This is a genomic window from Halomonas sp. B23F22_10, from assembly GCF_043496975.1.
GTDB lineage: Bacteria > Pseudomonadota > Gammaproteobacteria > Pseudomonadales > Halomonadaceae > Halomonas > Halomonas smyrnensis.
Map to the genome: position 1 here is coordinate 266,669 of NZ_JBIEKF010000001.1, position 21,987 is coordinate 288,655.

A 21,987-nucleotide genomic window follows, 5' to 3' on the forward strand; every position below is an offset into this window, starting at 1 on the left:
CGCCGTGGATGTGCCGCTTGCCGCTATTCCCCGCGATCCGCCTGGGCGTCGAGCTCGGCGCGCCACTCCAGCATCTGGCCGTAGCGCTTCTCCTGGCCGTTGGCGGTCGGCTCGTAGAAGCGCTCGAGGGGCACGTCGTCCGGCCAGCAATTATGGGCGCTGCCGGCGGGATAGCTGTTGGGCTCGGCGTGGGCCCAGCGGTATCCGTCGCCGTGGCCCAGCGATTCCATCAGCTTGGTGGGCGCGTTGCGCAGGTAGGTGGGTACCTCGAGGCGCGGCTGGGCGGCGGCGAATGCCTTGGCGCGATGCCAGGCCTGGTCGACGGCATTGCTCTTGGGCGCCACCGCCAGGTGGACGGCGGCGTGGGCGATGGCGCGCTGGCCCTCGTGGTCGCCGAGACGCAGATAGGCGTCCCAGGCCGCCATGGTCAGCGGCAGCGCCTTGGGGTCGGCGTTGCCGACGTCCTCGGAGGCGATGGCGGTCAGCCGGCGGATCACGTCCAGCGGGTCACCGCCGCCCTGCATGAAGCGGGCGATGTAGAGCAGGGCGGCGTCCGGCCGCGAGGAGCGGACCGACTTGTGGATCGCCGAGAGCAGGTCGTAGAAATGGTCGCCCTGCTTGTCGAAGGCGCTGGCCTGGTGCCCGATCACGTCCTCCAGCGCCTCGCGGGGCAGGCGCTCGCCGTTGCCTTCCGCGGTTGTGAAGTCGCAGGCGGTCTCCAGCAGGCCCAGGGCGCGTCGGGCGTCGCCGGCGGCGGCCCGGGCCAGCAGCGCGAGCACCTCGTCGTCCACGGCGATGTTGCGGGCGCCCAGTCCGCGGTCGGCGTCGGCGAGCGCGCGCCTGAGCACCTCGGTCACGTCGTCGTCGGTGAGCGACTTGAGCACGTGCACCCGGGCCCGGGACAGCAGCGCCGAGTTGACCTCGAACGAGGGGTTCTCGGTGGTGGCGCCGATCAGCGTCAGCAGGCCGGACTCGACATGGGGCAGCAGGGCGTCCTGCTGGCTCTTGTTGAGCCGGTGGATCTCGTCGAGGAACAGCAGGGTGGGGCGGTCCTGGCCCTGGGCGCTGCGGGCGCGGTCCACCGCCGCGCGGATGTCCTTGACCCCGGCCATCACCGCCGAGAGGCGCTCGAGATGGGCGCCGGACTCCTCGGCGAGGATCTCGGCCAGGGTGGTCTTGCCGGTGCCCGGCGGGCCCCACAGGATCATCGAGCGCACCGGGCCGCCCTCGGCCATGCGGCGCAGCGGCTTGCCGGGGCCGACCAGCGCCGGTTGACCCACGTAATCGGCCAGCCGGCGGGGGCGCATGCGCCAGGCCAGGGGGGCCCTCTCCTCGCTGCTGGCCTGCTGGAACAGGTCCATTTCTGACTCCTTCGCTGACGGCTGCTATGTTGGATACGCGATGTCGGGCATTCGCTCCCGGCATCGCCAGATCCCGAACGAGGTGGGCGAACCCTGACGGCCGGTGCCATTGGCCAGGAACCCGGAGGGCGAAGGCGCGTCTAACACCAGTGCCTTCCGTCCATGACCGATATTGAGGAGGCTGCCGCAATGCCCATGCTGAACCAACTGCGCCAGGATCATGCCAACATGGCCCGCATGTTGCACGTTCTACAGCTCAAGCAGAAGACCCTGGCCGAGGGCGAACGCCCCAATTTCCAGCTGGTGCGGGAAGTCGTGGATTATATTCTCGATTATCAGGACGGCTTCAGTCAGCCGCTGGAGAGCGTCTGCTCCGAGCGCCTGAAGGAGCTGGCCCCTCAGACCGAGGAGGTGACCGAGCGGCTGGCCAAGAACTATCGTGCCCTCAAGGCCCAGTTAAAGCGGCTTTCCGGCGACCTCGACATGATCCTCATGGATGCCGTCATGCCCATGGATCGCTTCGCCGACGACCTCAAGGCCTATCTCGACGCGCATCGGGCCTATCTGCGCGACGAGCGCGAGCTGCTCTTCCCGCTGATCCGCGAGCACTTCGCCGAGGGCGACCTCGAACGGCTGGCCGAGGCGCTGCCCGATGGCGCCACGGCACAGCTCGAGCGCCTGCAGGAGGCCTATCCCGAGCTCTACGCCGAGCTGCGCGATGCGCCGGAGCCCGTGACCTGATCCCCGTCGTCGCCGCCGGGCGATGGCTTCGAGTCCCGGCGCCACTGAGGTAGAATGCGCCGCATCGTCTGACGGAAGGCCTGCGATGCCAATGTTCGCCTCGATCCTCCACAGTGTCACTTCGCCCCCCGTGCCGACCCGCCCGGGGGGCGAGCGCGTGGTGGCGTGCCGATGACGGGGCCGGTGCTGGTGTTCGATTCCGGCGTCGGCGGGCTCTCGGTGGTCGAGGCGCTGCGCCGCCGCCTGCCGGAGGTCGCCCTGGCCTACGCCTGCGACAACGCCATGCTGCCCTACGGCGTGCGCGAGGACGACTGGCTGGTGGCGCGCATCCTCGCCGTGTGCGAGGCGGCGGTGGCCGCCAGCGGCGCCTGCGGGCTGGTGGTCGCCTGCAACACCGCCAGCACCCTGGCCCTCGACGCCCTGCGCGAGCGGCTGTCGGTGCCGGTGGTGGGCACCGTGCCGGCGATCAAGCCCGCCGCCGGGGCCAGCGAGAGCCGTCATATCGGCCTGCTCGCCACCAGCGCCACCGTGGCGCGGCCCTACACCGCGCGGCTGATCGAGGCCTTCGCCGGCGATTGCCGGGTGACGCGCCTGGCCGCCGACCCGCTGGTGGGTCAGGCCGAGCGTCTGGTGGCCGGCGAGCCGCCGGACCCCGAGGTGCTGCGCCGGGTGCTGGCGCCGCTGGCCGAGCTGCCGGATCTCGATACCCTGGTGCTCGGCTGCACCCACTTCCCGCTGCTGCGCGAGAGCCTCGAGGCCGCGGTGCCGCATCCGGTGCGCTGGGTCGACTCCGGCGACGCCATCGCCCGGCGCACCGGCCAGGTGATCGCCGCGCCGCAGCGCCGCCCGGCCGTCGAGCGGGGCTGGGTCACCGGCCCCGATCCGGCGCTGGCCCGCGGGCTCGCCGGCTTTGGCTTCGTCGAGACGCACCCGCTCGTGCTGCCTTGAGGCCGTACGTGCCGAGGCGAATGCCGCTCGGGGCGCCGCACCTTCCGTCTTTTCTGCCCGTATTCGACCATTTCCTTCGACCGACCATCTTCCAGGAGCCGCCGTGGCCATTCCCGTTGTCGACCCCGACCGCTATGACGAGCAGCTCGCGGCCAAGCGCGACCGCCTGACCGACCAGTTCGACCGCTTCAACCCGCCGTCGCTGGAGGTGTATCCGTCGCCTCCGAGCCACTACCGCCAGCGCTGCGAATTCCGGGTCTGGCACGAGGGCGACGATCTCTACTACGCCATGTTCGAGGTCGATCCCGACGACCCCAAGCACAAGACCGTGGTGCGCCTGGACGACTACCCGGTGGCCGGCCGGCGCATCAACGAGCTGATGCCGGCGCTGCGCGAGCGGCTGCTCGACAACCCGACCCTGCGCCATCGGCTGTTCCAGGTGGAATTTCTCACCACCCTGACCGGCGAGGCGCTGGTGACGCTGATCTATCACCGCCAGCTCGACGAGGCGTGGGAGGCCGAGGCCCGCGCGCTGGAGCAGGCGCTGGGCATCATGATCATCGGCCGGGCCCGCAAGCAACGCCTGGTGCTGACCCGCGACCACGTCTGGGAGCGGCTCAGCGTCGACGGCCGCGAGCTCGTCTACCAGCAGGTCGAGAACAGCTTCACCCAGCCCAACGCCGAGATCTGCCGCTCGATGCTGTCCTGGGCCCGGGACGTCACCGCCGGCAGCGCCGAGCGCGACCTGGTGGAGCTGTACTGCGGCAACGGCAACTTCACCATCGCCCTGGCCGAGAACTTCCGCCGCGTGCTGGCCACCGAGATCTCGCGCACCTCGGTCGCCAGCGCCCGCGAGAACCTGGCCGCCAACGGCGTCGACAACGCCGTCGTGGGTCGCATGTCCGCCGAGGAATTCTCCCAGGCGCTGCGCGGCGAGAAGGGCGGCCGCCGGGTCGCCGAGTTCGGCCTCGACGACTACGACTTCTCCACCGTGCTGGTCGACCCGCCGCGGGCCGGGCTCGACGAGGACAGCTGTCGCCAACTCAGTGACTATGAGCGTATCGTCTATATTTCTTGCAACCCGGATACGCTCGCCGACAACCTGGAGACCCTGACCCGCACCCATCAGGTGGTGCGCTTCGCGCTCTTCGACCAGTTCCCCTGGACGCACCACTGCGAATGCGGCGTCCTGCTGGAGCGGCGCCGCTAGTCCGGCCCGCCTGAAAGGGACGCCTCGCTGCCAGAAGGATTGTCAAGGGCGATGCGCAACCGACATGGACATGAGGGAACCGGCATGTGGCTGGGGTGTTTCGTGTCAGAGGCGTAAGCTGTTGGCAATGCAGGTCTTTGGCCAGGACCGTGGCGCCTCGCGAGTCGAGGCGCGTCACGGCGTGCCGGGACCCGTCGATCCGGTCCAATGATCCGGCCGCATGAGGCGGCCGCTGGCAGTCGAGGTGATGGATGCTACAAGTCGCACACGAGGAGAGCCGTCAGGATCTCCTCAAGCAGCTCGAGGAACGGCTGCAGAGCCGTCTGGAACAGGGCAAGGCCGAGGCGGTCGAGGCCTTTTCGCGGTACTTCTACGCCGCGGTGCCCCTGGAGGACCTCGCTGACCGTCGCCTCGACGATCTCTACGGCGCGACCCTCTCGGTGTGGCACTTCATCCAGCAGTTCGATCCCGGCGCGCCCAAGGTGCGGGTCTTCAACCCGGACTTCGAGGAGCATGGCTGGCAGTCCACCCACACCTTCATCGCCGTGCTGCACGAGGACATGCCGTTTCTCGTCGACTCGGTGCGCGTGGAGCTCAACCGCCGCGGCATGACCGTGCACGCCATCCACAACGCCGTGCTGGCGGTGGAGCGCGACGCCGAGCATCGCCTGGCCCGGGTGAGCGATCCCGGCACGCCCGGCGCTTCCGACACCCGAGAATCGCTGATCGCCATCGAGGTGGATCGCCACTCCGACCTGGCCGAGCTCGAGGAGATCGAGGCCAGCCTGCAGGAGGTGCTGGGCGACGTGCGCACCGCGGTGGCCGACTTCGACCCCATGCGCGACAAGGTGCGCGAGGCCATCACCGAGCTCGAGTCCGGCTGTCCCGAGCAGGTCGAGGTCGAGGATCACCAGGAGGCGATCGCCTTCCTCGAGTGGCTGCTGGCGGACAACTTCACCTTCTTCGGCTACGACGAGTACGAGGTCCACGAGGACGGCAGCCGGCAGCGCCTGGACAAGGTCGAGGACAGCGAGCTCGGCGTGTTCCGCCTCGATCAGCCGCGCTATCGCGAACGCATCCGCACCGACCTCGGCGTCGAGGGCGACCGCTTCGTGCTGGTGCCCCAGCTGCTGTCGTTCGCCAAGAGCGCCCATCACGCGCGCATCCACCGGCCGACCTACCCGGACTACATCTCCATCGATCGCTACGACGCCGAGGGCAACATCGTCGGCGAGCGGCGCTTCCTGGGGCTGTTCACCGCCACCGTCTACAACGACTCGCCGCGCCACGTGCCGATCCTGCGCCGCAAACTGCGCTCGGTGATGGAGATCTCCGGCTTCAATCCCAAGGCCCACAACGGCAAGCAGCTGCTGCAGATCCTCGAGGTCTACCCCCGCGACGACCTGTTCCAGATCGACGTCGACGAGCTGGCGCAGACGGCGCTGGGCATTCTCGACATCCGCGAGCGCCGCCGGGTGCGGCTGTTCATTCGCGAGGACCGCTTCGGCAAGTTCTTCTCCTGCCTGGTGTTCGTGCCGCGCGACGTGTTCTCCACCGAGCTGCGCCTGCGCCTGCAGGAGCTGCTGTGCGAGGAGCTCGACGCCACCTTCGGCGACTTCAACACCTATCTCTCCGAGTCGGTGCTGGCGCGCATCCAGTTCATCCTGCGCTTCAACGGCGACGGCCCGGCGGACTACGACATCAAGCGCCTCGAGGACAAGCTGGTCAAGCTGGCCCGCAACTGGCGTGACGACCTGCTCAACGCCGCCATCGAGGGCTTCGGCGAGGAGCAGGCCAACCTGATGCTGGGACGCTTCCGCGATGCCTTCCCGGCCAGCTATCGAGACGACTTCAGCGCCCGCACCGCGGTCTACGACCTGCAGCACCTCGGCGAGCTCGACGACGGCGCGCCGCTGGCGCTGTCGCTGTACCGGCTGATCGAGGAGGAGGGCAGCGGCGTCAACCTCAAGCTGTTCCATCCCGACGCCTCGATCCCGCTGTCCGACGTGCTGCCGATGATGGAGAACCTGGGCCTGCGGGTGCTCGGCGAGCGTCCCTACGAGGTCAGCGCCACGGACCGCGAGTACTGGATCCACGACTTCACCCTGGAGCACCACACCAGCGTGGAGGTGAACCTCCAGGAGATGCGCGAGCCCTTCATCGAGGCCTTCCAGCGCATCTGGACCGGCCAGGCCGACAACGATCCCTTCAACCGGCTGATCATCGGCGCCAACCTCGACTGGCGGGAAGTGGCGATGCTGCGCGCCTACGCGCGCTACCTGAAGCAGATCCGCTTCGGCATGTCGCAGAACTACATCGCCACCACCCTGGTGAATCATCCCGAGATCACCCGCGAGCTGGTGACCCTGTTCGAGCTGCGCTTCGACCCCGCCGATCGCCCCGAGGGCGACGACATCGCCGACTGCGAGGCGCGCATCCGGGCCATGCTCGACGAGGTGCCGAGCCTCAACGACGACCGCATGCTGCGTCGCTACATGGAGCTGATCCAGGCGACCCTGCGCACCAACTACTACCAGCGCACCGAGGATGGCGGCGTCAAGGACTACATTGCCCTGAAGCTCGAGCCGTCGAAGGTCACCGGCATGCCCAAGCCGCGTCCGGCCTTCGAGATCTTCGTCTGCTCGCCCCGGGTCGAGGGCGTGCACCTGCGCGGCGGCAAGGTGGCCCGCGGCGGACTGCGCTGGTCCGATCGTCGCGAGGACTTCCGCACCGAGGTGCTGGGGCTGGTCAAGGCGCAACAGGTCAAGAACGCGGTGATCGTGCCGGTCGGCGCCAAGGGCGGTTTCGTCTGCAAGCGCATGCCGGAAGGCGCGGACCGCGAGACCGTGCAGAAGGAAGGCATCGCCTGCTACCAGACCTTCATCCGTGCGCTGCTCGACGTCACCGACAACCTGGTGGGCGGCGAGGTGGTGCCGCCCGAGCGCGTGGTGCGCCACGATGACGACGACGCCTATCTGGTGGTGGCCGCCGACAAGGGCACGGCGACCTTCTCCGACATCGCCAACGAGATCTCCGTCGAGTACGGCCACTGGCTGGGCGATGCCTTCGCCTCCGGCGGCGCCCACGGCTACGACCACAAGAAGATGGGCATCACCGCCAAGGGCGCCTGGGAGTCGGTCAAGCGCCACTTCCGTGGGCTGGGCATCAACACCCAGGAGGACGAGTTCAGCGTGGTCGGCGTCGGCGACATGGCCGGCGACGTGTTCGGCAACGGCATGCTGCTGTCCGACAGGATCCAGCTCAAGGGCGCCTTCAACCACCTGCACATCTTCGTCGACCCGACCCCGGATGCCGCGGCCAGTTTCGCCGAGCGCCAGCGCCTGTTCGAGCAGCCGCGCTCGAGCTGGGAGGACTACGACGCGTCGCTGATCTCCGAGGGCGGCGGCGTGTTCAAGCGCAGCGCCAAGTCGATCGCCATCACGCCGCAGATGAAGCAGGCCTTCGGCATCCGCGAGGACAAGCTGTCGCCCAACGAGCTGATCCGCGCCATGCTGGTCTCCCGGGTCGACCTGATCTGGAACGGTGGCATCGGCACCTACGTCAAGGGCAGCGCCGAGACCCATGCCCAGGTCGGCGACAAGGCCAACGACGCCCTGCGCGTCGACGGCTGCGAGCTCAACTGCCGGGTGGTCGGCGAGGGCGGCAACCTCGGTCTCACCCAGCGTGGGCGCATGGAGGCCGCGGCCCGGGGCGTGCGGGTCTACACCGACTTCATCGACAACGCCGGCGGCGTCAACTGCTCCGACCATGAGGTCAACATCAAGATCCTCATCGACGAGGTGGTGGCCCGCGGCGACATGACCGAGAAGCAGCGCAACCAGCTGCTCGCCGACATGACCGACCAGGTCAGCGAGCTGGTGCTGCTCGACAACTATCGCCAGACCCAGGCCCTCGACCTGGCCGAGCGACTGACCCGCGAGGGCATCGGCCCCTTCCGCCGCTTCATCAGCGAGCTGGAGGCCGCCGGCCAGATCGATCGCGAGCTGGAGTTCCTGCCCAGCGACGAGGAGCTCCAGGAGCGTGCCCAGCAGGAACAGGGCATGACGCCGCCCGAGCTGTCGGTGCTGATCTCCTACGCCAAGAGCGTGCTCAAGGGCGACCTGATCGCCTCCGACGTGCCGGATGATCCGACCATCATCCGCTTCGTCGAACGCGCCTTCCCGACCATGCTGGCCGAGCGCTATCGCGACGAGATGTACGATCACCGCCTGAAGCGCGAGATCGTCGCCACCCAGCTGGCCAACGACATCATCGACCACATGGGCATCGTCTTCATGCGTCGGCTGATGGACTCCACCGGTGCCGGTCGCGCCGATATCGCCCGGGCCTACGTGATCGCCCGCGACAGCTTCCAGCTGCCCAAGCTGTGGGAGCAGGTCGAGGCGCTGGACAACAAGGTGGCCAGCGACGTCCAGTACGCGATGATGCTCGATCTGATGCGCATGCTGCGCCGTTCCACCCGCTGGTTCCTGCGCCATCGCACCAGCATGAGCACCCGCGACGCCATCGAGTACTTCGGCCCGCGCCTGGCCCAGCTGCAGGAGGGCATCGGCAAGCGCCTGCGCGGCGAGGAGAAGGCCCAGTGGGAAGCGCGGCGCCAGGAGCTGGTCGAGGCCGGCGTGCCCGAGGCCCTGGCCGCCACGATGGCCGCGGCCAACAGCCTCTATGCGGCGCTGGGCATCATCCATGCCGCGCGCCAGAACGACGACAAGCCGCAGCGCGTCGCCGAGGTGTTCTACGAGGTGGGCGCCCGCCTCGAGCTGCCCTGGCTGCTGCAGCAGGTCACGCGGCTCGAGGTGCGCGACGGCTGGCAGGTGAAGGCCCGCGAGACCTTCCGCGACGACATCGAGCGTCAGCAGCTGGCGCTGACCTCGAGCGTGCTGAGCATGGAAGGGGGGCCGCGCGACAGCGCCGAGCGCGTCGAGCGCTGGCTGTCGCTCCACGAGAGCATGCACCAGCGCTGGGGACGCCTGCTCGAGGAGGTCGGCGGCGGCAGCCAGGGTGGCTTCCCGCTGTTCGCCGTGGCCGTGCGCGAGCTGGTGGACCTGGCCGAGAGCAACAGCGAGGCCTAGCCAGGCAGCGTGCCGACCCGATGTCGGGTCGGCCGCACGCTGCTGACCCCTGCCGACACGAGAAAGGGCGCCCCGCGGGGCGCCCTTTCTTGTTGCCTACCTGCCTGTGACTTCCTTGCGATGCCGGTCGGCCGAGACAGCGGCGATCAGCGGCAGCTGATGCTCCAGATGGCCTTGTAGTGCTCGCCGTCGTCGTTCAGGGCCGCCAGGTTGGTGTCCTCGTTGACGGTGCCGCCTTCCACCATGGCCTCGGCCTTGTCGCGCTTCTCGTCGCTGGCGTCGGGCCCCAGCACCTGCTGGTCCTGGATGATGAACTCGTCCCGGTCGCGAGCCTCGCAGACCTCCAGGGCGCGCTCCTTGGCCTCTTCCAGGGCTTCCTGGCGATCGTCGCCGAGGCCGGTCACCACGTAGTCGGTGCTCTTCATCTCCATGGAGGCGCTGTCGCTGGCGCAGCCGGTAATGCCCATCACGGCGATGGCGCTGGCCGCGATCATCAGGGGGCGTGTCTTGGTGAGCGCTGTCTTGGTCAACATGGGTCTCTCCTTTTGCGTCTTGCACGATCCGTGCGGGCAAAGCCGTTTCCTGTGTCGACGATGGCCGTCTGGCTCGGTGGCCTGTCGTGATGCCTATGCTAGCGGTGTCACGGTGCCGGGCAAGAGTGGCGCGGCGGAGACGCCGTATGTCGCTGATCGGCGACATTGTGGAGGGGCAGCGCGCGCCGCGGGCGAAACGCGACGCGCCTGTTCTCGACGAGCGGCTAGAGCAGGAACAGGGTGGCCAGGCCCAGGAAGGACATGAAGCCGACCACGTCGGTGACCGTGGTCAGCACCACCGACCCGGACAGCGCCGGGTCGATGCCGAGGCGCTTGAGCAGCAGCGGGATGACGATGCCGGCGACGCCGGCGGCGAGCATGTTGATCACCAGGGCGGCGGCGATGATGACGCCGATGCCGATACTGCCGAACCAGATGACCGCCAGCACCGCCACCACCAGTGCCCACAGCAGGCCATTGAGCACCGCGATGCCGACTTCCTTGCGCAGCAGCCAGTTGCTGTTGGTGCGACTGATCTGGCCCAGGGCCAGGCCGCGGATCGCCAGGGTCAGGGTCTGGCTGCCGGCGATACCGCCCATGCTGGCGACGATCGGCATCAGCACGGCCAGCGCCACCAGCTGATCCAGGGCCGCCTCGAAGCGACCGATCACCCAGGCGGCCAGGAAGGCGGTCAGCAGGTTGATGCCGAGCCATACGGCGCGGCGCTTGGCACTGGGCAGCACCGGGGCGAACAGGTCTTCCTCCTCGTCGAGGCCGGCCATGTTCATCAGCGCCTGCTCGGACTGCTCGCGGATCACGTCGACGATGTCATCGATCACGATGCGGCCGAGCAGCAGGCCGCGGCCGTCCACCACCGGCGCCGAGACCAGGTCGTGGGTCTGGAACAGGGTGGCCACGTCGAGGGACTTCATGGTCACCTGGATGCTGTCCACGTCGCTGTCCATCAGGTCGGCCACGGCCTGTTCCTGATCGCTGGCCACCAGCCGGGCCAGCGGCAGCACGCCCATGAACAGGCCGTTGCGGTCCACCACCATCAGGCTGTCGGTGTTGTCGGGCACCTCCTGCTTCCAGCGCAGGAAGCGCTGCACGGTCTCCAGGCTGACGTCGGCGCGCACGGCGATGGTGTCGGTGCGCATCAGGCGGCCGGCGGAGTCCTCCTCGAAGGCCAGGGTCTCCTGCAGGCGGGCGCGCTGCAGCTCGTCCATGGAGCGCAGCATGTCCTCGGCGACCTGCTGCGGCAGGTCCTCGAACAGCTCGGCCAGGTCGGCGGTGTCGAGCCCGGCGGTGGCGGCCACGATCTCGGCGTGGTCCATGTCGTCGATCAGGGTGCTGCGCGCCTCGTCGTGAACGTGCAGCAGCACCTCGCCATCGACCTCCTGGGGCACGCGCTCCCACAGCCGGATGCGCGCGTCGAGCGGCAGCGACTCCAGCAGCAGCGCGACCTCGGCGGGTTCCAGGTCGGCGATCACGTCGTCGACCCATTCCAGGTGTTCCTTCTCCAGCGCCAGGTGAATGCGCGACAGGCGGTGTTCCAGCGTCTCGGTCGTTTCGGTCATGGCGTCTCCCTGGCGGGGCGGCGTCGCCCGCGGTCTGTTCCGTGTCGGACATTCCGATGTCCGGTCAGTCCATCATACAAGAAGTGCCGGCCGGTCGTTGGCATTGGCGTTCGTCGTGGCGGGTCGGCTGCGCTATACTCGCGCCCGATTTTCCGCCGCCGTCTCAGGAGCCGCCATGTATTCCCTCGCCCGTTCGCTGCTGTTCCGTCTCGATGCCGAGAAGGCCCATGGCCTGGCGCTGTCGGGGCTGGATCTGGCGGACCGCCTCGGCCTGGCGAAGGCCATGGGCGAGCGCGTCGACGATCCGGTGGAGCTGATGGGGCTGCGTTTCCCCAACCGGGTGGGACTGGCCGCCGGGCTCGACAAGAACGCCGACCATCTGGACTCCCTGGGCGCGCTCGGCTTCGGCTTCGTCGAGGTCGGCACCGTGACGCCCAAGCCCCAGGACGGCAACCCGAAGCCGCGGCTGTTCCGCCTGCCCGGGGCCGGTGCCATCATCAACCGCATGGGCTTCAACAACGCCGGCGTCGACCACCTGATCGCCAAGGTGAAGGCCAGCCGTTACCGGGGCGTGATCGGCATCAACATCGGCAAGAACCTGACCACGCCGGTGGAGCAGGCGGTCGACGACTATCTCCACTGCCTGGAGAAGGTGCATGCCCACGCCCACTACATCACCGTGAACATCTCCTCGCCCAACACCCCCGGGCTTCGCAACCTCCAGTTCGGCGAGCATCTGGACGAGCTGCTGGGCACGCTGCGCGAGGCGGGGGACCGGCTCGATCGCGACAGCGGGCGTCGCGTGCCGCTGGCGGTCAAGATCGCGCCGGACATGGACGCCGAGGAGGTCGCCCTGGTGGCGCGCAGCCTCGAGGCCAATCGCATCGACGCGGTGATTGCCACCAATACCACCATCGCGCGAGAGGCGGTGGCCGGGCTGACCCACGGCGACGAGCAGGGCGGGCTGTCGGGCCGGCCGGTGTTCGAGGCCTCCAACACCGTGATTCGCGAGCTGCGCCGTCATCTGCCGACCCTGCCGATCATCGGCGTGGGTGGCATCGACAGCGGCGAGACGGCGGCGGCCAAGAGCGAGGCCGGGGCGGACCTGGTCCAGCTCTATTCCGGCTTCATCTACCGCGGGCCGGCGCTGGTCGGGGAATGCGCCCGGGCGCTGCGCGACCGTCGTCGCTGAGGCGGGCGGCGCATTAAAAAGCCCGCGCTGGGCGCGGGCTTGGGAGGTTGGGTTCGTCTGGGGAACGAAGGGACGATCTGCCTGATCGGGGTCAGATCACCATGGGGTTCTTGTGAATACCGGAGACCCCTGTCATTCCGGACCATTGGTCTCCACGACCTTCACGCCAACCGCTCATCCAGTACTCTCTTAGGTTGATGTCCTGGTTTGGACAATCATCGCGGGAACGACCTGAGACACCCGCCTTGTACCCGTGAACAAAGGCACGCTGGAAGCGATCACGTTTCTGTCGTTTCATTGGTCTACCTCTTGCTAAAGGCACCGATGGCAGCGACGCTCTGGGCGTCACGACCGTGACTTGAGGGTGTCGATACGGCACAGCGCGTACTGTGTCGACAGGTCCTTGCCCTCATGACAGGAACGCATGCGTTGTCTGGTAGCTACCACTTTATTCATAGCGCAACCTGGTCGATGCCGTCGACAGGTGATTTGTAACAAAGCGTACATTCAGGCGTCACGCGGACGTGGCGGGCCTGAAGCCACCCGATGGATTTCTCATGACCGAACGACGAGCTACCGACTCTCTGGCCTTCCTCGCCACCTGTCCCAAGGGGCTGGAACTGCTGGTGTCCGACGAGCTGGCCGCGCTGGGCGCCACGCCCGGCAAGACGACCCTGGCCGGGGTGCACTTCCAGGCAGATCTCGAGACGGCCTATCGGGCCTGCCTGTGGTCGCGGCTGGCCAACCGGGTGGTGCTGTGCCTGGTGCGCGAGGAGGGCATCGAGACCCCCGACCAGCTGCGCGCGGCCACGACCGCCGTGGCCTGGGGCGAGCACCTGCCGCGGGGCGCGACCCTGGCGGTGGACTTCCACGGCCGCTCCACCGAGATTCGCCACACCCGCTTCGGCGCCCAGACCGTCAAGGACGGCGTGGTCGATCGCCTGCAGGCCGACGGCCAGCCGCGGCCGAACGTCGATACCCGTCAGCCGGACCTGCGCCTCTACGCCCACCTGCATCGCGGCCGGCTGACCCTGGGCATCGACTTCGCCGGCGACAGCCTGCATCGCCGCGGCTATCGCCGCGACGTGGGCCACGCGCCGCTCAAGGAGAACCTGGCCGCGGCGCTGCTGATCCGCGCCGGCTGGCCCGAGCGGGCCCGCGAGGGCCAGCCGCTGGTCGACCCGCTGTGCGGCGCCGGCACCCTGCTGATCGAGGCGGCGATGATGGCCGCCGACATGGCGCCCAATCTCAATCGCGAGCGCTTCGGCTTCCAGGGCTGGGCCGGCCACGACAAGGCCCGCTGGCAGGAGATCAAGCGCGAGGCCGAGGCCCGGGCCAGCATCGGCCGCAAGCGCTGCCGCTGCCGGATCTACGGCTTCGACCAGAGCCCGCCGGCGCTGTCGTCGGCCAAGGCCAACGCCATGCGCGCCGGCATTCCGGCGCTGATCACCCTGCAGGGCGCGAGCCTTACCGAGCTCAAGCGCCCCGAGGATCTCGACCCTGAGGCGAAGGGCCTCGTGATCACCAACCCGCCCTACGGCGAGCGTCTCGGCGAGCTGCCCGAGCTGGTCGGCCTCTACGCCGATCTCGGCGAGCGGGCGCGCCAGGCCTTCCCCGGCTGGCGCCTGGCGCTGTTCACCGGCAATCCGGACCTCGGCCATCGCACCGGGCTGCGCGCCCACAAGCAGTATTCGCTGAAGAACGGCCCGCTGGACGCCAAGCTGCTGCTGATGGACGTGCCTGAGGTCGCTCAGGGGGGAGGCGAGGGCAGGGCCGCGTCGCCGACGCCGCCGCCGCGCTCCGAGGGCGCGCAGATGTTCGCCAATCGCCTGACCAAGAATCGCAAGCGGCTGAAGAAGTGGCTCAAGCGCTCCGGCGAGACCTGCTACCGGCTGTATGACGCCGACATGCCGGAATACGCCTTGGCCATCGACGTCTATGGCGACCACGTGCACGTGCAGGAGTACGCGCCCCCGAAGTCGATCGATGCCGGCCAGGCCCAGAAGCGGCTGTTCGAGGCGCTGGCGGTGATTCCGGAAGAGTTGGAGGTCGATGCCAGCCGGGTGGTGGTCAAGCGCCGCGAGCGCCAGAGCGGTCGCGCCCAGTACCAGAAGCAGGCCGCCAGCGGCGAGCGCTTCGAGGTCCGGGAAGGGCCGGCCCGGGTGTGGGTGAACCTGCGCGACTACCTCGACACCGGGCTGTTCCTCGATCACCGACCGGTGCGGCGCATGCTCGGCGAGATGGCCCAGGGTAAGCGCTTCCTGAACCTGTTCTGCTATACCGCCACGGCCACCGTGCAGGCCGCCCTCGGCGGCGCCTCGGACAGCGTCAGCGTGGACCTGTCGAACACCTACCTCGACTGGGCCCGGGACAACTTCGCCCTGAACCGGCTCGATCCCTCGCGTCACCGCGTGGTGCGCGACGACTGCTTCCAGTGGCTCGAGACCGCCGGTGTCCACTTCGACCTGATCTTCATGGACCCGCCGACCTTCTCGAACTCGAAGAAGATGGCCGACACCCTGGACGTGCAGCGCGACCACGGCCGACTGGTGCGCCTGGCCATGGCGCGGCTGGCGCCCGGTGGCACCCTGGTGTTCTCCAACAACCAGCGCCGCTTCAAGCTCGACGCCGAGCTGGCCGAGGCCTACGCGGTGGAGGACATCTCGGCGAAGACGTTCGACCCGGACTTCAATCGTCGCCCGGACCTGCATCACGTCTTCCTGATTCGCCACAAGGGGGATGCCGCCGAGGCATGATCCAGCTGACGCTCTACACCACGCTCGGCTGCCACCTGTGCGAGACGCTGGAGGCCGGGCTTTCGCGCCTGGCCGGCGTCGAGTATCGCCTGACGCGGGTCGAGATCGGCGACGACGAGGCGCTGCTGGCGCGCTTCGGCGAGCGCATTCCGGTGCTGGTGGACGAGACGGGGGCGGCGCTGGAGGGCGCCGTCTCCCCGGCGGGGCTGGCCGAGTGGCTGGCCGCGCGGGGCTGGCTGGACGAAAACGCCTGGCAGGTGATGCAGGATGGTGAGAGCGAGGCGCCGTCGAAGCCGGTCGGCGCGGTGATGCGCCGGGGGCGGCGCTACCTCGGATAGGCGTCGAGGGACGAGTTGAAGTCGGGCCGACGTCAGGGGCGGGTCAGAGCGGGTCGAGCAGCGACAGCTGGTTGACCGCATCGCGCCCTTCCGGGCTGTGATCGTCGGCTTCCAGTACCTTGTGGAAGCCGCGCGAGGTCTGGATGGTGGCCTCGTCCTCGAGCCACATCATGGCCTGGCCGTGGTCGTCGGCGAGCCGATGCTTGAGCCCGCCGAACTGGGTGCCGATCTGGCCCCAGGCGCGGCTGAAGATCCAGTCGCCGAACATGTCCTGATGGACATGTACCAGCACATAGTCATGGTCGGTTTCCCAGCGGACGATCACGGCGACTCCCGAGGTCGGCGGCGGCGCGACGCGCACCGCTCGTGTAACATGACCTGTATTGTAAGGCCTTGTGTTCCATGGACAAGTTTCCATGGACAAGTCAATCGAGAGGAAGGACCCATGAGAATCGTCGTCGACGCCAACGTGCCGGCCGCCGAGGCCTGTTTCGGGCCGCTGGGCGAGGTGGTCCGGGTGCCCGGCCGCGAGATCGATGCCGACACGGTGCGCGGCGCCGATGCGCTGGTGGTGCGCTCCATCACCCGCGTCGACGAGGCCCTGGTGGCCGGCTCCCAGCTGCGCTTCGTCGGCACCTGCACCATCGGCACCGACCACGTCGATCAGGCGGCCCTGGCCGCGCGCGACATCGGCTTCGCCAGTGCCCCGGGCTGCAACGCCGAGGCGGTAGTCGACTACGTGCTGACGAGCCTCGCGACCCTGGCCGAGCGCCAGGGCTTCTCGCTTGCCGAGCGCACGGTCGGTATCGTCGGGGTCGGCAACGTCGGCGGCCGGCTGCGCGCGCGCCTGGAGGCCATGGGCATCGCCTGCCTGGCCTGCGACCCGCCCAGGGTGGAAGCAGAGAGCATCGAGGCGGAGGGCGAGGCGGGCTTTCATGAGCTGGATGCGCTGATCGACGCCTGCGACGTGCTATGCCTGCACACGCCGCTGGTGCGCGACGGCCGCCACGCCACCCGGCACCTGCTCGATGCCCGGCGCATCGCCGAGCTGGCGCCGGGCACCGTGGTGCTCAACGCCGGGCGGGGCGATTGCCTCGACGGCCAGGCGCTGCGCTCGCGGCTCTCGGGGCGGGGCGACATCACGGCGGTGCTCGATGTCTGGGAGGACGAGCCCGGCATCGATGCCGCGCTGTGCGACCTGGCGGCGATCGCCACGCCGCATATCGCCGGCCACAGCCGCGACGGCAAGCTGCGTGGCACCCACGCCATCTATCAGGCGCTGACCCAGCGCTTCGGCCTGCCGGCGCGGCTGACCCTGGCGGACCTGTCGCCTGCGCCGCCGTTGGCCTCGCTGACCCTCGACGGCGGCCTGTCGCTGGAGGAGGCGCTGCGGCTGTGCATGCGCGCGGTCTATGATGTGCGCCGCGACCACGATGCCCTGCACCGGGAGAGTCGCCGCCAGGGCATGGCGGTCGGCTTCGACGACTGCCGCGCGAATTACCCGCTGCGTCGGGAGTTCTCGACCCTGGCCGTCGAGCTGCGCCCGGCGGCCGCGGCCCTGGCCGCGCCGCTCGCCGCCGCCGGCTTCCGGGTGGTCACAAGCGCCTAGCTCCGAGCCACAAGCGCCGAGCTACAAGCGCCGAGCTACAAGCGCCGAGCTACAAGAAAACCCGAAGGCCAAGGCCCTCGGGTTTTCGTTTGCTTCGGTCGGTTCACGCAGTCGAGTTGCCGCTTACTGCCGGTAGGCCGCTTCCTTGAGCGCGCGGATGCGGTCGTCCAGGGGCGGGTGGCTGGCGAACAGCCGCTCCATCAGCTTGCGGGTCTGGCCGGTGGTGATGGCGAACGCGGTCAGGGTGTCCGGCATCTGGTCGGCCATCTGGGTCTCGGCCTTGAGCCGGCCGAGGGCGTTGATCATGGCGCCGCTGCCGGCCAGCTTGGCGCCCGCGGCATCGGCGCGGTACTCGCGGAAGCGCGAGAACCAGGCGACGATGGCCGAGGCGATCAGGCCGAACACGATCTCGGCGACGATCACCACCGCGAAGTAGCCGAAGAAGCCCAGGCCTTCGTTGTCATCCTTGCGCAGGAAGCTGTCGACCAGCTGGGCCACCACGCGGGCGAAGAACATCACGAAGGTGTTCAGCACGCCCTGAACCAGCGCCAGGGTCACCATGTCGCCGTTGGCTACGTGGCCGATCTCGTGGGCCAGCACCGCCCGCACCTCTTCCGGGCGCATGCGGTTGAGCAGGCCGGCGGAGACCGCCACCAGGGCGTCGTCCTTGTTCCAGCCGGTGGCGAAGGCGTTGGACTGCTCGGCGGGGAAGATGCCCACTTCCGGCATCTTGATGCCGGCCTCGCGGGCCAGCTCGCCCACGGTGTCCAGCAGCCACTGCTCGGTGCTGTTGGAGGGCTGCTCGATGATCACCGTGCCGGTGCTGCGCTTGGCCATCCACTTGGAGATGAACAGCGACACCATGGAGCCGGCCATGCCGAAGATGAAGCAGAAGATCAGCAGGCTGTTGAAGTTGATGCCCTGGGCGCTGAGGTAGGGCTCCACGCCGAGCAGTCGCAGGGTGATGCTGGCCACCAGGATCACCGCCAGGTTGGTGCCCAGGAACAGCAGGATTCTCATCATTGCCGGAACTCTCCCATGAGGGTTGTCGTGCAGGCGCCGCGCCCGGGTGGGCGCGGCGAGTAGAAGCAACTGCTTAGATACGGACTTTCGTCGAGGGTTTCAAGCGCGACGTTGCGACGGGCTCATCGACGATGGCCATGCGGCTCACTGGCGGTAGCGCGACAGGAACCGCGCGAAGCGATCCAGGGCGTCGTCGAGCTGCTCGGCCCAGGGCAGGGTGACGATGCGCACGTGGTCCGGCTCGGGCCAGTTGAAGGCGGTGCCCTGCACCAGCAGGATCTTCTCCTGCAGCAGCAGGTCGAGCACCAGTTGCTGATCGTCCTGGATGTTGAACACCTTGGGGTCGAGGCGCGGGAAGGCGTAGAGCGCGCCCTTGGCCTTGGTGCAGGACACGCCGGGAATGGCGTTCAGCTTCTCGTGCGTGATATCGCGCTGGGCCAGCAGCCGGCCGCCGGGCAGCACCAGGTCGTTGATCGACTGGTAGCCGCCCAGCGCGGTCTGGATGGCGTGCTGGGCCGGCACGTTGGCGCACAGGCGCATCGAGGCCAGCATGTTGAGGCCCTGGATGTAGTCCTGGGCGCGCTGCTTGGCGATGCTGCCCGACAGCGTCATCCAGCCGCTGCGGAAACCGGCGCAGCGATAGCTCTTGGACAGCCCGTTCATGGTCACCACCAGCTGGTCGTCGCCGGCCAGGGAGCCGGTGGAGACGTGCTCGGTGCCGTCGTAGAGGATCTTGTCGTAGATCTCGTCGGAGAACACCACCAGGTTGTGCTCGTGGGCGATCGCCAGCAGTTCGCGCACCACCTCCGGCGGATAGACCGCGCCGGTGGGGTTGTTGGGGTTGATGATGACGATGGCCCGGGTGTGCTCGGTGACCTTCTTGCGGATGTCGTCGAGATCGGGCGCCCAGTCGGCCTGCTCGTCGCACAGGTAGTGCACGGCGCGACCGCCGGAGAGGTTGGTGGCGGCGGTCCACAGCGGATAGTCCGGCGCCGGGATCAGTACCTCGTCGCCGTCGTTGAGCAGCGCCTGGAGCGAGACGGTGATCAGCTCGGAGACCCCGTTGCCGACGAACACGTCCTCGACGCCGACGCCGGGAATGCCCTTGCGCTGGCATTCCTGCATGATCGCCTTGCGCGCCGAGTAGAGCCCCTTGGAATCGCAGTAGCCCTGAGCGGTGGCCAGGTTGCGCATCACGTCCTGGAGGATCTCCTCCGGGGCCTCGAAGCCGAACGGCGCGGGATTGCCGATGTTCAGCTTGAGGATGCGCTGACCCTCCTCTTCCAGGCGCTTGGCGTGGTCGAGCACCGGGCCGCGGATGTCGTAGCAGACGTTGTCGAGCTTGTGCGATTTCCTGAGCGAGGCAGTGTCCATGGGGTCGAGTCCAGTGGTGTCCAGGGCCGCCGGGCGGCGGGGTGATCGTCTTGGTGAGAGAAAGGTGCGCGAGAAAAGGCGCGTCGGAGAAGGGCGCGTGACACCGGTCACGCGAGCCGTCTCAGCCGGCCGCTTCGTCGTCGGCGCTGGTTGAGGCGCTGGCGTCCTCTCCGGCCGGCTCCGCCGGAATGTCGGCGGGGGTCTCGAGGGTCACGCGGCCGAGCTTGCCGTCGCGCAGCTCGTGCAGCAGCACCTCGGCGCCACGGTGCAGGTCGACCTCGCCGCCGGCGCGCAGGCCGCCGCGCTTGCTGGCGATGGTGGAGAGCAGGGCATGGCCATCGAAGCCGGCCTCGGCCAGCAGATCGAGCTGGGCGTCGCCGTCGGCCTCGACCTGGTCGGCGTCAGGATGCCCCTCGTAGGGAGGCAGCGCCTTCAGCTTGTAGCGCGCGGAAAACGCCTCGGGATAGCGCTTGGCCAGCTCGGCGGCGGCCACCACGGCCACGTCGACGTAGTCGATGGCGGTGTCGCGGATCGCGCCGCTGGCGGCCAGGCGATAGGCGCTGGCCTGATCCTCGATCTTCGGCCACAGCACCCCGGGGGTGTCGATCAGCGCCACCTGGCCGTTGATGCGCACCTTCTGCTGGCGCTTGGTGACCGCCGGCTCGTTGCCGGTCTTGGCGATGGTGCGTCCGGCCAGGCCGTTGATCAGCGTCGACTTGCCGACATTGGGGATGCCCATGACCATCACCCGCACGTCGCGGTCGGCGCGCACCTGGCCGGCCAGCTCGTGGCACAGCTTGGGAATGCGCTTGAGCTCGCGCGACTGGGTGGTGGTCACCGCCAGCGCGCGGGTATCGGGCTGGGCGTCGAAATGGGCGGTCCACTCCTTGGTGCGGACCGGATCGGCCAGGTCGGCGCGCGAGAGGATCTTGAGCACCGGCTTGTGGCGGGTGAGTTCCGCCAGCATGGGGTTGGCGCTGGAGTAGGGCAGACGGGCGTCGAGCACCTCGATCACCACGTCGATCTCCGGCAGCGCCTCGAGGATCTGCCGGCGCGCCTTGTTCATGTGTCCCGGGAACCAGCCGAGCATCATCCCTCTCCTGCTACTCAATGAAACGGCCGACCATCATAGCAGATGGCCGGCCGCTGCAGGGCGGGGCAGGGCGCTATTCGCCGGGGTGGAAGTCGATGGCCACCGAGTTGATGCAGAAGCGCTGGCCGGTGGTCTCCTGCGGGCCGTCGGGGAAGACGTGGCCGAGGTGGGCGTCGCAGCGGGCGCAGATCACCTCGACGCGCTGCATGCCATGGCTGGAATCCGCCTGGTGTTCCACGCAGCCGGTGCCCAGGGGGCGGTCGAAGCTCGGCCAGCCGCAGCCGGCGTCGAACTTGTGCTCGTTCTCGAACAGCGGCGCGTGACAGCACACGCAGTGATAGATGCCCTGTTCATCGTTGACTCGGTAGTCGCCGGAGAAGGGACGCTCGGTGCCTTTCTCTCGGGTCACGTGGTACTGCTCGGGGGTGAGCTGTTCACGCCATTCGGCCTCGCTCTTCTCTAGCTTCTTGCGCATGGCCTCTACTCCTTGGTTGCGTCGCCAGGTGCGTGCACCTCATTGTGACATCAAGACACGACGTTTTTTCCAGCTCGATCGTTAACGCTAGATCGTCGTGCCACTCCCGTGCTTGACACTTTCCCGTCGTGTCAGTAATATACGCGCCATCTCGACGAGGCGAGAAACAGCGTCCCATTCGTCTAGTGGTCCAGGACACCGCCCTTTCACGGCGGTAACAGGGGTTCGAACCCCCTATGGGACGCCACTCTTCTCGATGAGATACCGGAGTGCGGGAATAGCTCAGTGGTAGAGCATCGCCTTGCCAAGGCGAGGGTCGCGAGTTCGAATCTCGTTTCCCGCTCCAATGCGTCCCATTCGTCTAGTGGTCCAGGACACCGCCCTTTCACGGCGGTAACAGGGGTTCGAACCCCCTATGGGACGCCACTTCCGGTGTTTGACAATGCGAAAGCTGCGGGAATAGCTCAGTGGTAGAGCATCGCCTTGCCAAGGCGAGGGTCGCGAGTTCGAATCTCGTTTCCCGCTCCATCTTCCTTCGGGTTGATGGATTAGAGTAGGGCCTGAGAGGGTCGCGAGCTGGTACGCCAGCCCGGTCGAATCTCGTTCCCGCTCCATGCGTCCCATTCGTCTAGTGGTCCAGGACACCGCCCTTTCACGGCGGTAA

At 68.3% G+C, this 21,987-nt stretch carries 17 protein-coding genes and 5 tRNA genes (1 of these 22 running past the window's edge); 13 read left to right on the top strand and 9 right to left on the bottom strand.

The genetic code is table 11. The annotated features are described in order from the left end of the window. Nucleotides 1-23: 23 nt before the first annotated feature. Nucleotides 24-1,361, bottom strand: coding sequence for a replication-associated recombination protein A (locus ACGTNF_RS01150; protein ID WP_394600046.1), 1,338 nt, complete (start codon nucleotides 1,359-1,361; stop codon nucleotides 24-26). A 195-nt stretch (nucleotides 1,362-1,556) separates the two neighbouring features. Here ACGTNF_RS01150 and ACGTNF_RS01155 point away from each other — a divergent pair, with 195 nt between their 5' ends. The 4 genes from ACGTNF_RS01155 (at nucleotide 1,557) to ACGTNF_RS01170 (ending at nucleotide 9,353) form a co-directional block, all read left to right on the top strand. Next, nucleotides 1,557-2,102: a hemerythrin domain-containing protein gene (locus ACGTNF_RS01155; RefSeq protein ID WP_394600529.1), complete on the top strand. Its 546-nt coding sequence runs from the start codon at nucleotides 1,557-1,559 to the stop codon at nucleotides 2,100-2,102. A 171-nt stretch (nucleotides 2,103-2,273) separates the two neighbouring features. Beyond that, nucleotides 2,274-3,050, top strand: coding sequence for a glutamate racemase (gene murI / locus ACGTNF_RS01160; RefSeq protein WP_394600048.1), 777 nt, complete (start codon nucleotides 2,274-2,276; stop codon nucleotides 3,048-3,050). Nucleotides 3,051-3,153: 103 nt separating this feature from the next. Further along, entirely contained in the window at nucleotides 3,154-4,260 is a 1,107-nt protein-coding gene (trmA, locus tag ACGTNF_RS01165; protein ID WP_394600049.1) for a tRNA (uridine(54)-C5)-methyltransferase TrmA, read from the top strand. A 251-nt stretch (nucleotides 4,261-4,511) separates the two neighbouring features. Beyond that, nucleotides 4,512-9,353, top strand: a complete 4,842-nt coding sequence (locus tag ACGTNF_RS01170; RefSeq protein ID WP_394600050.1) for an NAD-glutamate dehydrogenase — start codon at nucleotides 4,512-4,514, stop codon at nucleotides 9,351-9,353. Between the two features lie 146 nt (nucleotides 9,354-9,499). Here ACGTNF_RS01170 and ACGTNF_RS01175 read toward each other — a convergent pair whose 3' ends face one another. After that, the gene (locus tag ACGTNF_RS01175; protein WP_394600051.1) at nucleotides 9,500-9,886 is read right to left on the bottom strand and encodes a hypothetical protein; all 387 of its coding nucleotides are present in this window, start codon (nucleotides 9,884-9,886) and stop codon (nucleotides 9,500-9,502) included. Between the two features lie 224 nt (nucleotides 9,887-10,110). Beyond that, complete coding sequence (gene mgtE, locus ACGTNF_RS01180) at nucleotides 10,111-11,463, bottom strand: magnesium transporter (protein ID WP_394600053.1); 1,353 nt, start codon at nucleotides 11,461-11,463, stop codon at nucleotides 10,111-10,113. Nucleotides 11,464-11,638: 175 nt separating this feature from the next. On the opposite strand from mgtE, the gene ACGTNF_RS01185 reads away from it, so the two are divergent. Then, nucleotides 11,639-12,655, top strand: a complete 1,017-nt coding sequence (locus ACGTNF_RS01185) for a quinone-dependent dihydroorotate dehydrogenase (protein WP_394600055.1) — start codon at nucleotides 11,639-11,641, stop codon at nucleotides 12,653-12,655. 91 nt (nucleotides 12,656-12,746) lie between these two features. On the opposite strand, the gene rmf is transcribed toward ACGTNF_RS01185, so the two are convergent. Continuing rightward, nucleotides 12,747-12,953 (bottom strand): ribosome modulation factor, encoded by a 207-nt coding sequence (gene rmf / locus ACGTNF_RS01190; RefSeq protein WP_083868137.1) that lies wholly within the window; start codon nucleotides 12,951-12,953, stop codon nucleotides 12,747-12,749. 259 nt (nucleotides 12,954-13,212) lie between these two features. Between rmf and rlmKL the strand changes: the two genes are divergently transcribed. Both rlmKL and ACGTNF_RS01200 read left to right on the top strand, forming a co-directional pair. Next, nucleotides 13,213-15,411, top strand: a complete 2,199-nt coding sequence (gene rlmKL / locus ACGTNF_RS01195; protein WP_394600057.1) for a bifunctional 23S rRNA (guanine(2069)-N(7))-methyltransferase RlmK/23S rRNA (guanine(2445)-N(2))-methyltransferase RlmL — start codon at nucleotides 13,213-13,215, stop codon at nucleotides 15,409-15,411. Beyond that, nucleotides 15,408-15,749 carry a glutaredoxin family protein gene (locus tag ACGTNF_RS01200; RefSeq protein ID WP_394600058.1) on the top strand — a complete coding sequence of 114 codons (342 nt, stop codon included), beginning with the start codon at nucleotides 15,408-15,410 and terminating at the stop codon, nucleotides 15,747-15,749. The genes rlmKL and ACGTNF_RS01200 overlap by 4 nt, the downstream gene beginning before the upstream one ends. Before the next feature lie 43 nt (nucleotides 15,750-15,792). On the opposite strand, the gene ACGTNF_RS01205 is transcribed toward ACGTNF_RS01200, so the two are convergent. After that, complete coding sequence (locus ACGTNF_RS01205) at nucleotides 15,793-16,074, bottom strand: hypothetical protein (protein ID WP_394600059.1); 282 nt, start codon at nucleotides 16,072-16,074, stop codon at nucleotides 15,793-15,795. Nucleotides 16,075-16,194: 120 nt separating this feature from the next. Between ACGTNF_RS01205 and pdxB the strand changes: the two genes are divergently transcribed. Then, nucleotides 16,195-17,358, top strand: a complete 1,164-nt coding sequence (gene pdxB, locus ACGTNF_RS01210; RefSeq protein WP_394600060.1) for a 4-phosphoerythronate dehydrogenase PdxB — start codon at nucleotides 16,195-16,197, stop codon at nucleotides 17,356-17,358. Between the two features lie 123 nt (nucleotides 17,359-17,481). Here pdxB and htpX read toward each other — a convergent pair whose 3' ends face one another. The 4 genes from htpX to msrB all read right to left on the bottom strand — a co-directional run bounded on the left by htpX (nucleotide 17,482) and on the right by msrB (nucleotide 21,323). Beyond that, complete coding sequence (htpX, locus tag ACGTNF_RS01215) at nucleotides 17,482-18,381, bottom strand: protease HtpX (protein ID WP_394600062.1); 900 nt, start codon at nucleotides 18,379-18,381, stop codon at nucleotides 17,482-17,484. Nucleotides 18,382-18,525: 144 nt separating this feature from the next. Continuing rightward, the gene (locus ACGTNF_RS01220) at nucleotides 18,526-19,755 is read right to left on the bottom strand and encodes a pyridoxal phosphate-dependent aminotransferase (protein WP_394600064.1); all 1,230 of its coding nucleotides are present in this window, start codon (nucleotides 19,753-19,755) and stop codon (nucleotides 18,526-18,528) included. 121 nt (nucleotides 19,756-19,876) lie between these two features. After that, entirely contained in the window at nucleotides 19,877-20,845 is a 969-nt protein-coding gene (ylqF, locus tag ACGTNF_RS01225; protein ID WP_394600065.1) for a ribosome biogenesis GTPase YlqF, read from the bottom strand. A 76-nt stretch (nucleotides 20,846-20,921) separates the two neighbouring features. Next, nucleotides 20,922-21,323 carry a peptide-methionine (R)-S-oxide reductase MsrB gene (msrB, locus tag ACGTNF_RS01230; RefSeq protein ID WP_394600066.1) on the bottom strand — a complete coding sequence of 134 codons (402 nt, stop codon included), beginning with the start codon at nucleotides 21,321-21,323 and terminating at the stop codon, nucleotides 20,922-20,924. 171 nt (nucleotides 21,324-21,494) lie between these two features. Here msrB and ACGTNF_RS01235 point away from each other — a divergent pair. The 5 genes from ACGTNF_RS01235 to ACGTNF_RS01255 form a co-directional block, all read left to right on the top strand. Then, a tRNA-Glu gene (locus ACGTNF_RS01235) sits at nucleotides 21,495-21,570 on the top strand. A 24-nt stretch (nucleotides 21,571-21,594) separates the two neighbouring features. After that, nucleotides 21,595-21,669, top strand: a tRNA-Gly gene (locus ACGTNF_RS01240). A 4-nt stretch (nucleotides 21,670-21,673) separates the two neighbouring features. Beyond that, nucleotides 21,674-21,749 (top strand) — tRNA-Glu (locus ACGTNF_RS01245). A gap of 27 nt (nucleotides 21,750-21,776) precedes the next feature. Then, nucleotides 21,777-21,851: transfer RNA gene (locus tag ACGTNF_RS01250), tRNA-Gly, on the top strand. A gap of 89 nt (nucleotides 21,852-21,940) precedes the next feature. Then, nucleotides 21,941-21,987, top strand: a tRNA-Glu gene (locus ACGTNF_RS01255) (it continues 129 nt past the right edge of the window).

Coding starts and splice junctions, on each gene's coding strand:
- ACGTNF_RS01150 (WP_394600046.1), bottom strand. CDS start 1,361: ATGGACCTGTTCCAGCAGGCCAGCAGCGAGGAGAGGGCCCCCCTGGCC.
- ACGTNF_RS01155 (WP_394600529.1), top strand. CDS start 1,557: ATGCTGAACCAACTGCGCCAGGATCATGCCAACATGGCCCGCATGTTG.
- murI (WP_394600048.1), top strand. CDS start 2,274: ATGACGGGGCCGGTGCTGGTGTTCGATTCCGGCGTCGGCGGGCTCTCG.
- ACGTNF_RS01170 (WP_394600050.1), top strand. CDS start 4,512: ATGCTACAAGTCGCACACGAGGAGAGCCGTCAGGATCTCCTCAAGCAG.
- ACGTNF_RS01175 (WP_394600051.1), bottom strand. CDS start 9,886: ATGTTGACCAAGACAGCGCTCACCAAGACACGCCCCCTGATGATCGCG.
- mgtE (WP_394600053.1), bottom strand. CDS start 11,463: ATGACCGAAACGACCGAGACGCTGGAACACCGCCTGTCGCGCATTCAC.
- ACGTNF_RS01185 (WP_394600055.1), top strand. CDS start 11,639: ATGTATTCCCTCGCCCGTTCGCTGCTGTTCCGTCTCGATGCCGAGAAG.
- rmf (WP_083868137.1), bottom strand. CDS start 12,953: ATGAAACGACAGAAACGTGATCGCTTCCAGCGTGCCTTTGTTCACGGG.
- rlmKL (WP_394600057.1), top strand. CDS start 13,213: ATGACCGAACGACGAGCTACCGACTCTCTGGCCTTCCTCGCCACCTGT.
- ACGTNF_RS01200 (WP_394600058.1), top strand. CDS start 15,408: ATGATCCAGCTGACGCTCTACACCACGCTCGGCTGCCACCTGTGCGAG.
- pdxB (WP_394600060.1), top strand. CDS start 16,195: ATGAGAATCGTCGTCGACGCCAACGTGCCGGCCGCCGAGGCCTGTTTC.
- htpX (WP_394600062.1), bottom strand. CDS start 18,381: ATGATGAGAATCCTGCTGTTCCTGGGCACCAACCTGGCGGTGATCCTG.
- ACGTNF_RS01220 (WP_394600064.1), bottom strand. CDS start 19,755: ATGGACACTGCCTCGCTCAGGAAATCGCACAAGCTCGACAACGTCTGC.
- ylqF (WP_394600065.1), bottom strand. CDS start 20,845: ATGCTCGGCTGGTTCCCGGGACACATGAACAAGGCGCGCCGGCAGATC.
- msrB (WP_394600066.1), bottom strand. CDS start 21,323: ATGCGCAAGAAGCTAGAGAAGAGCGAGGCCGAATGGCGTGAACAGCTC.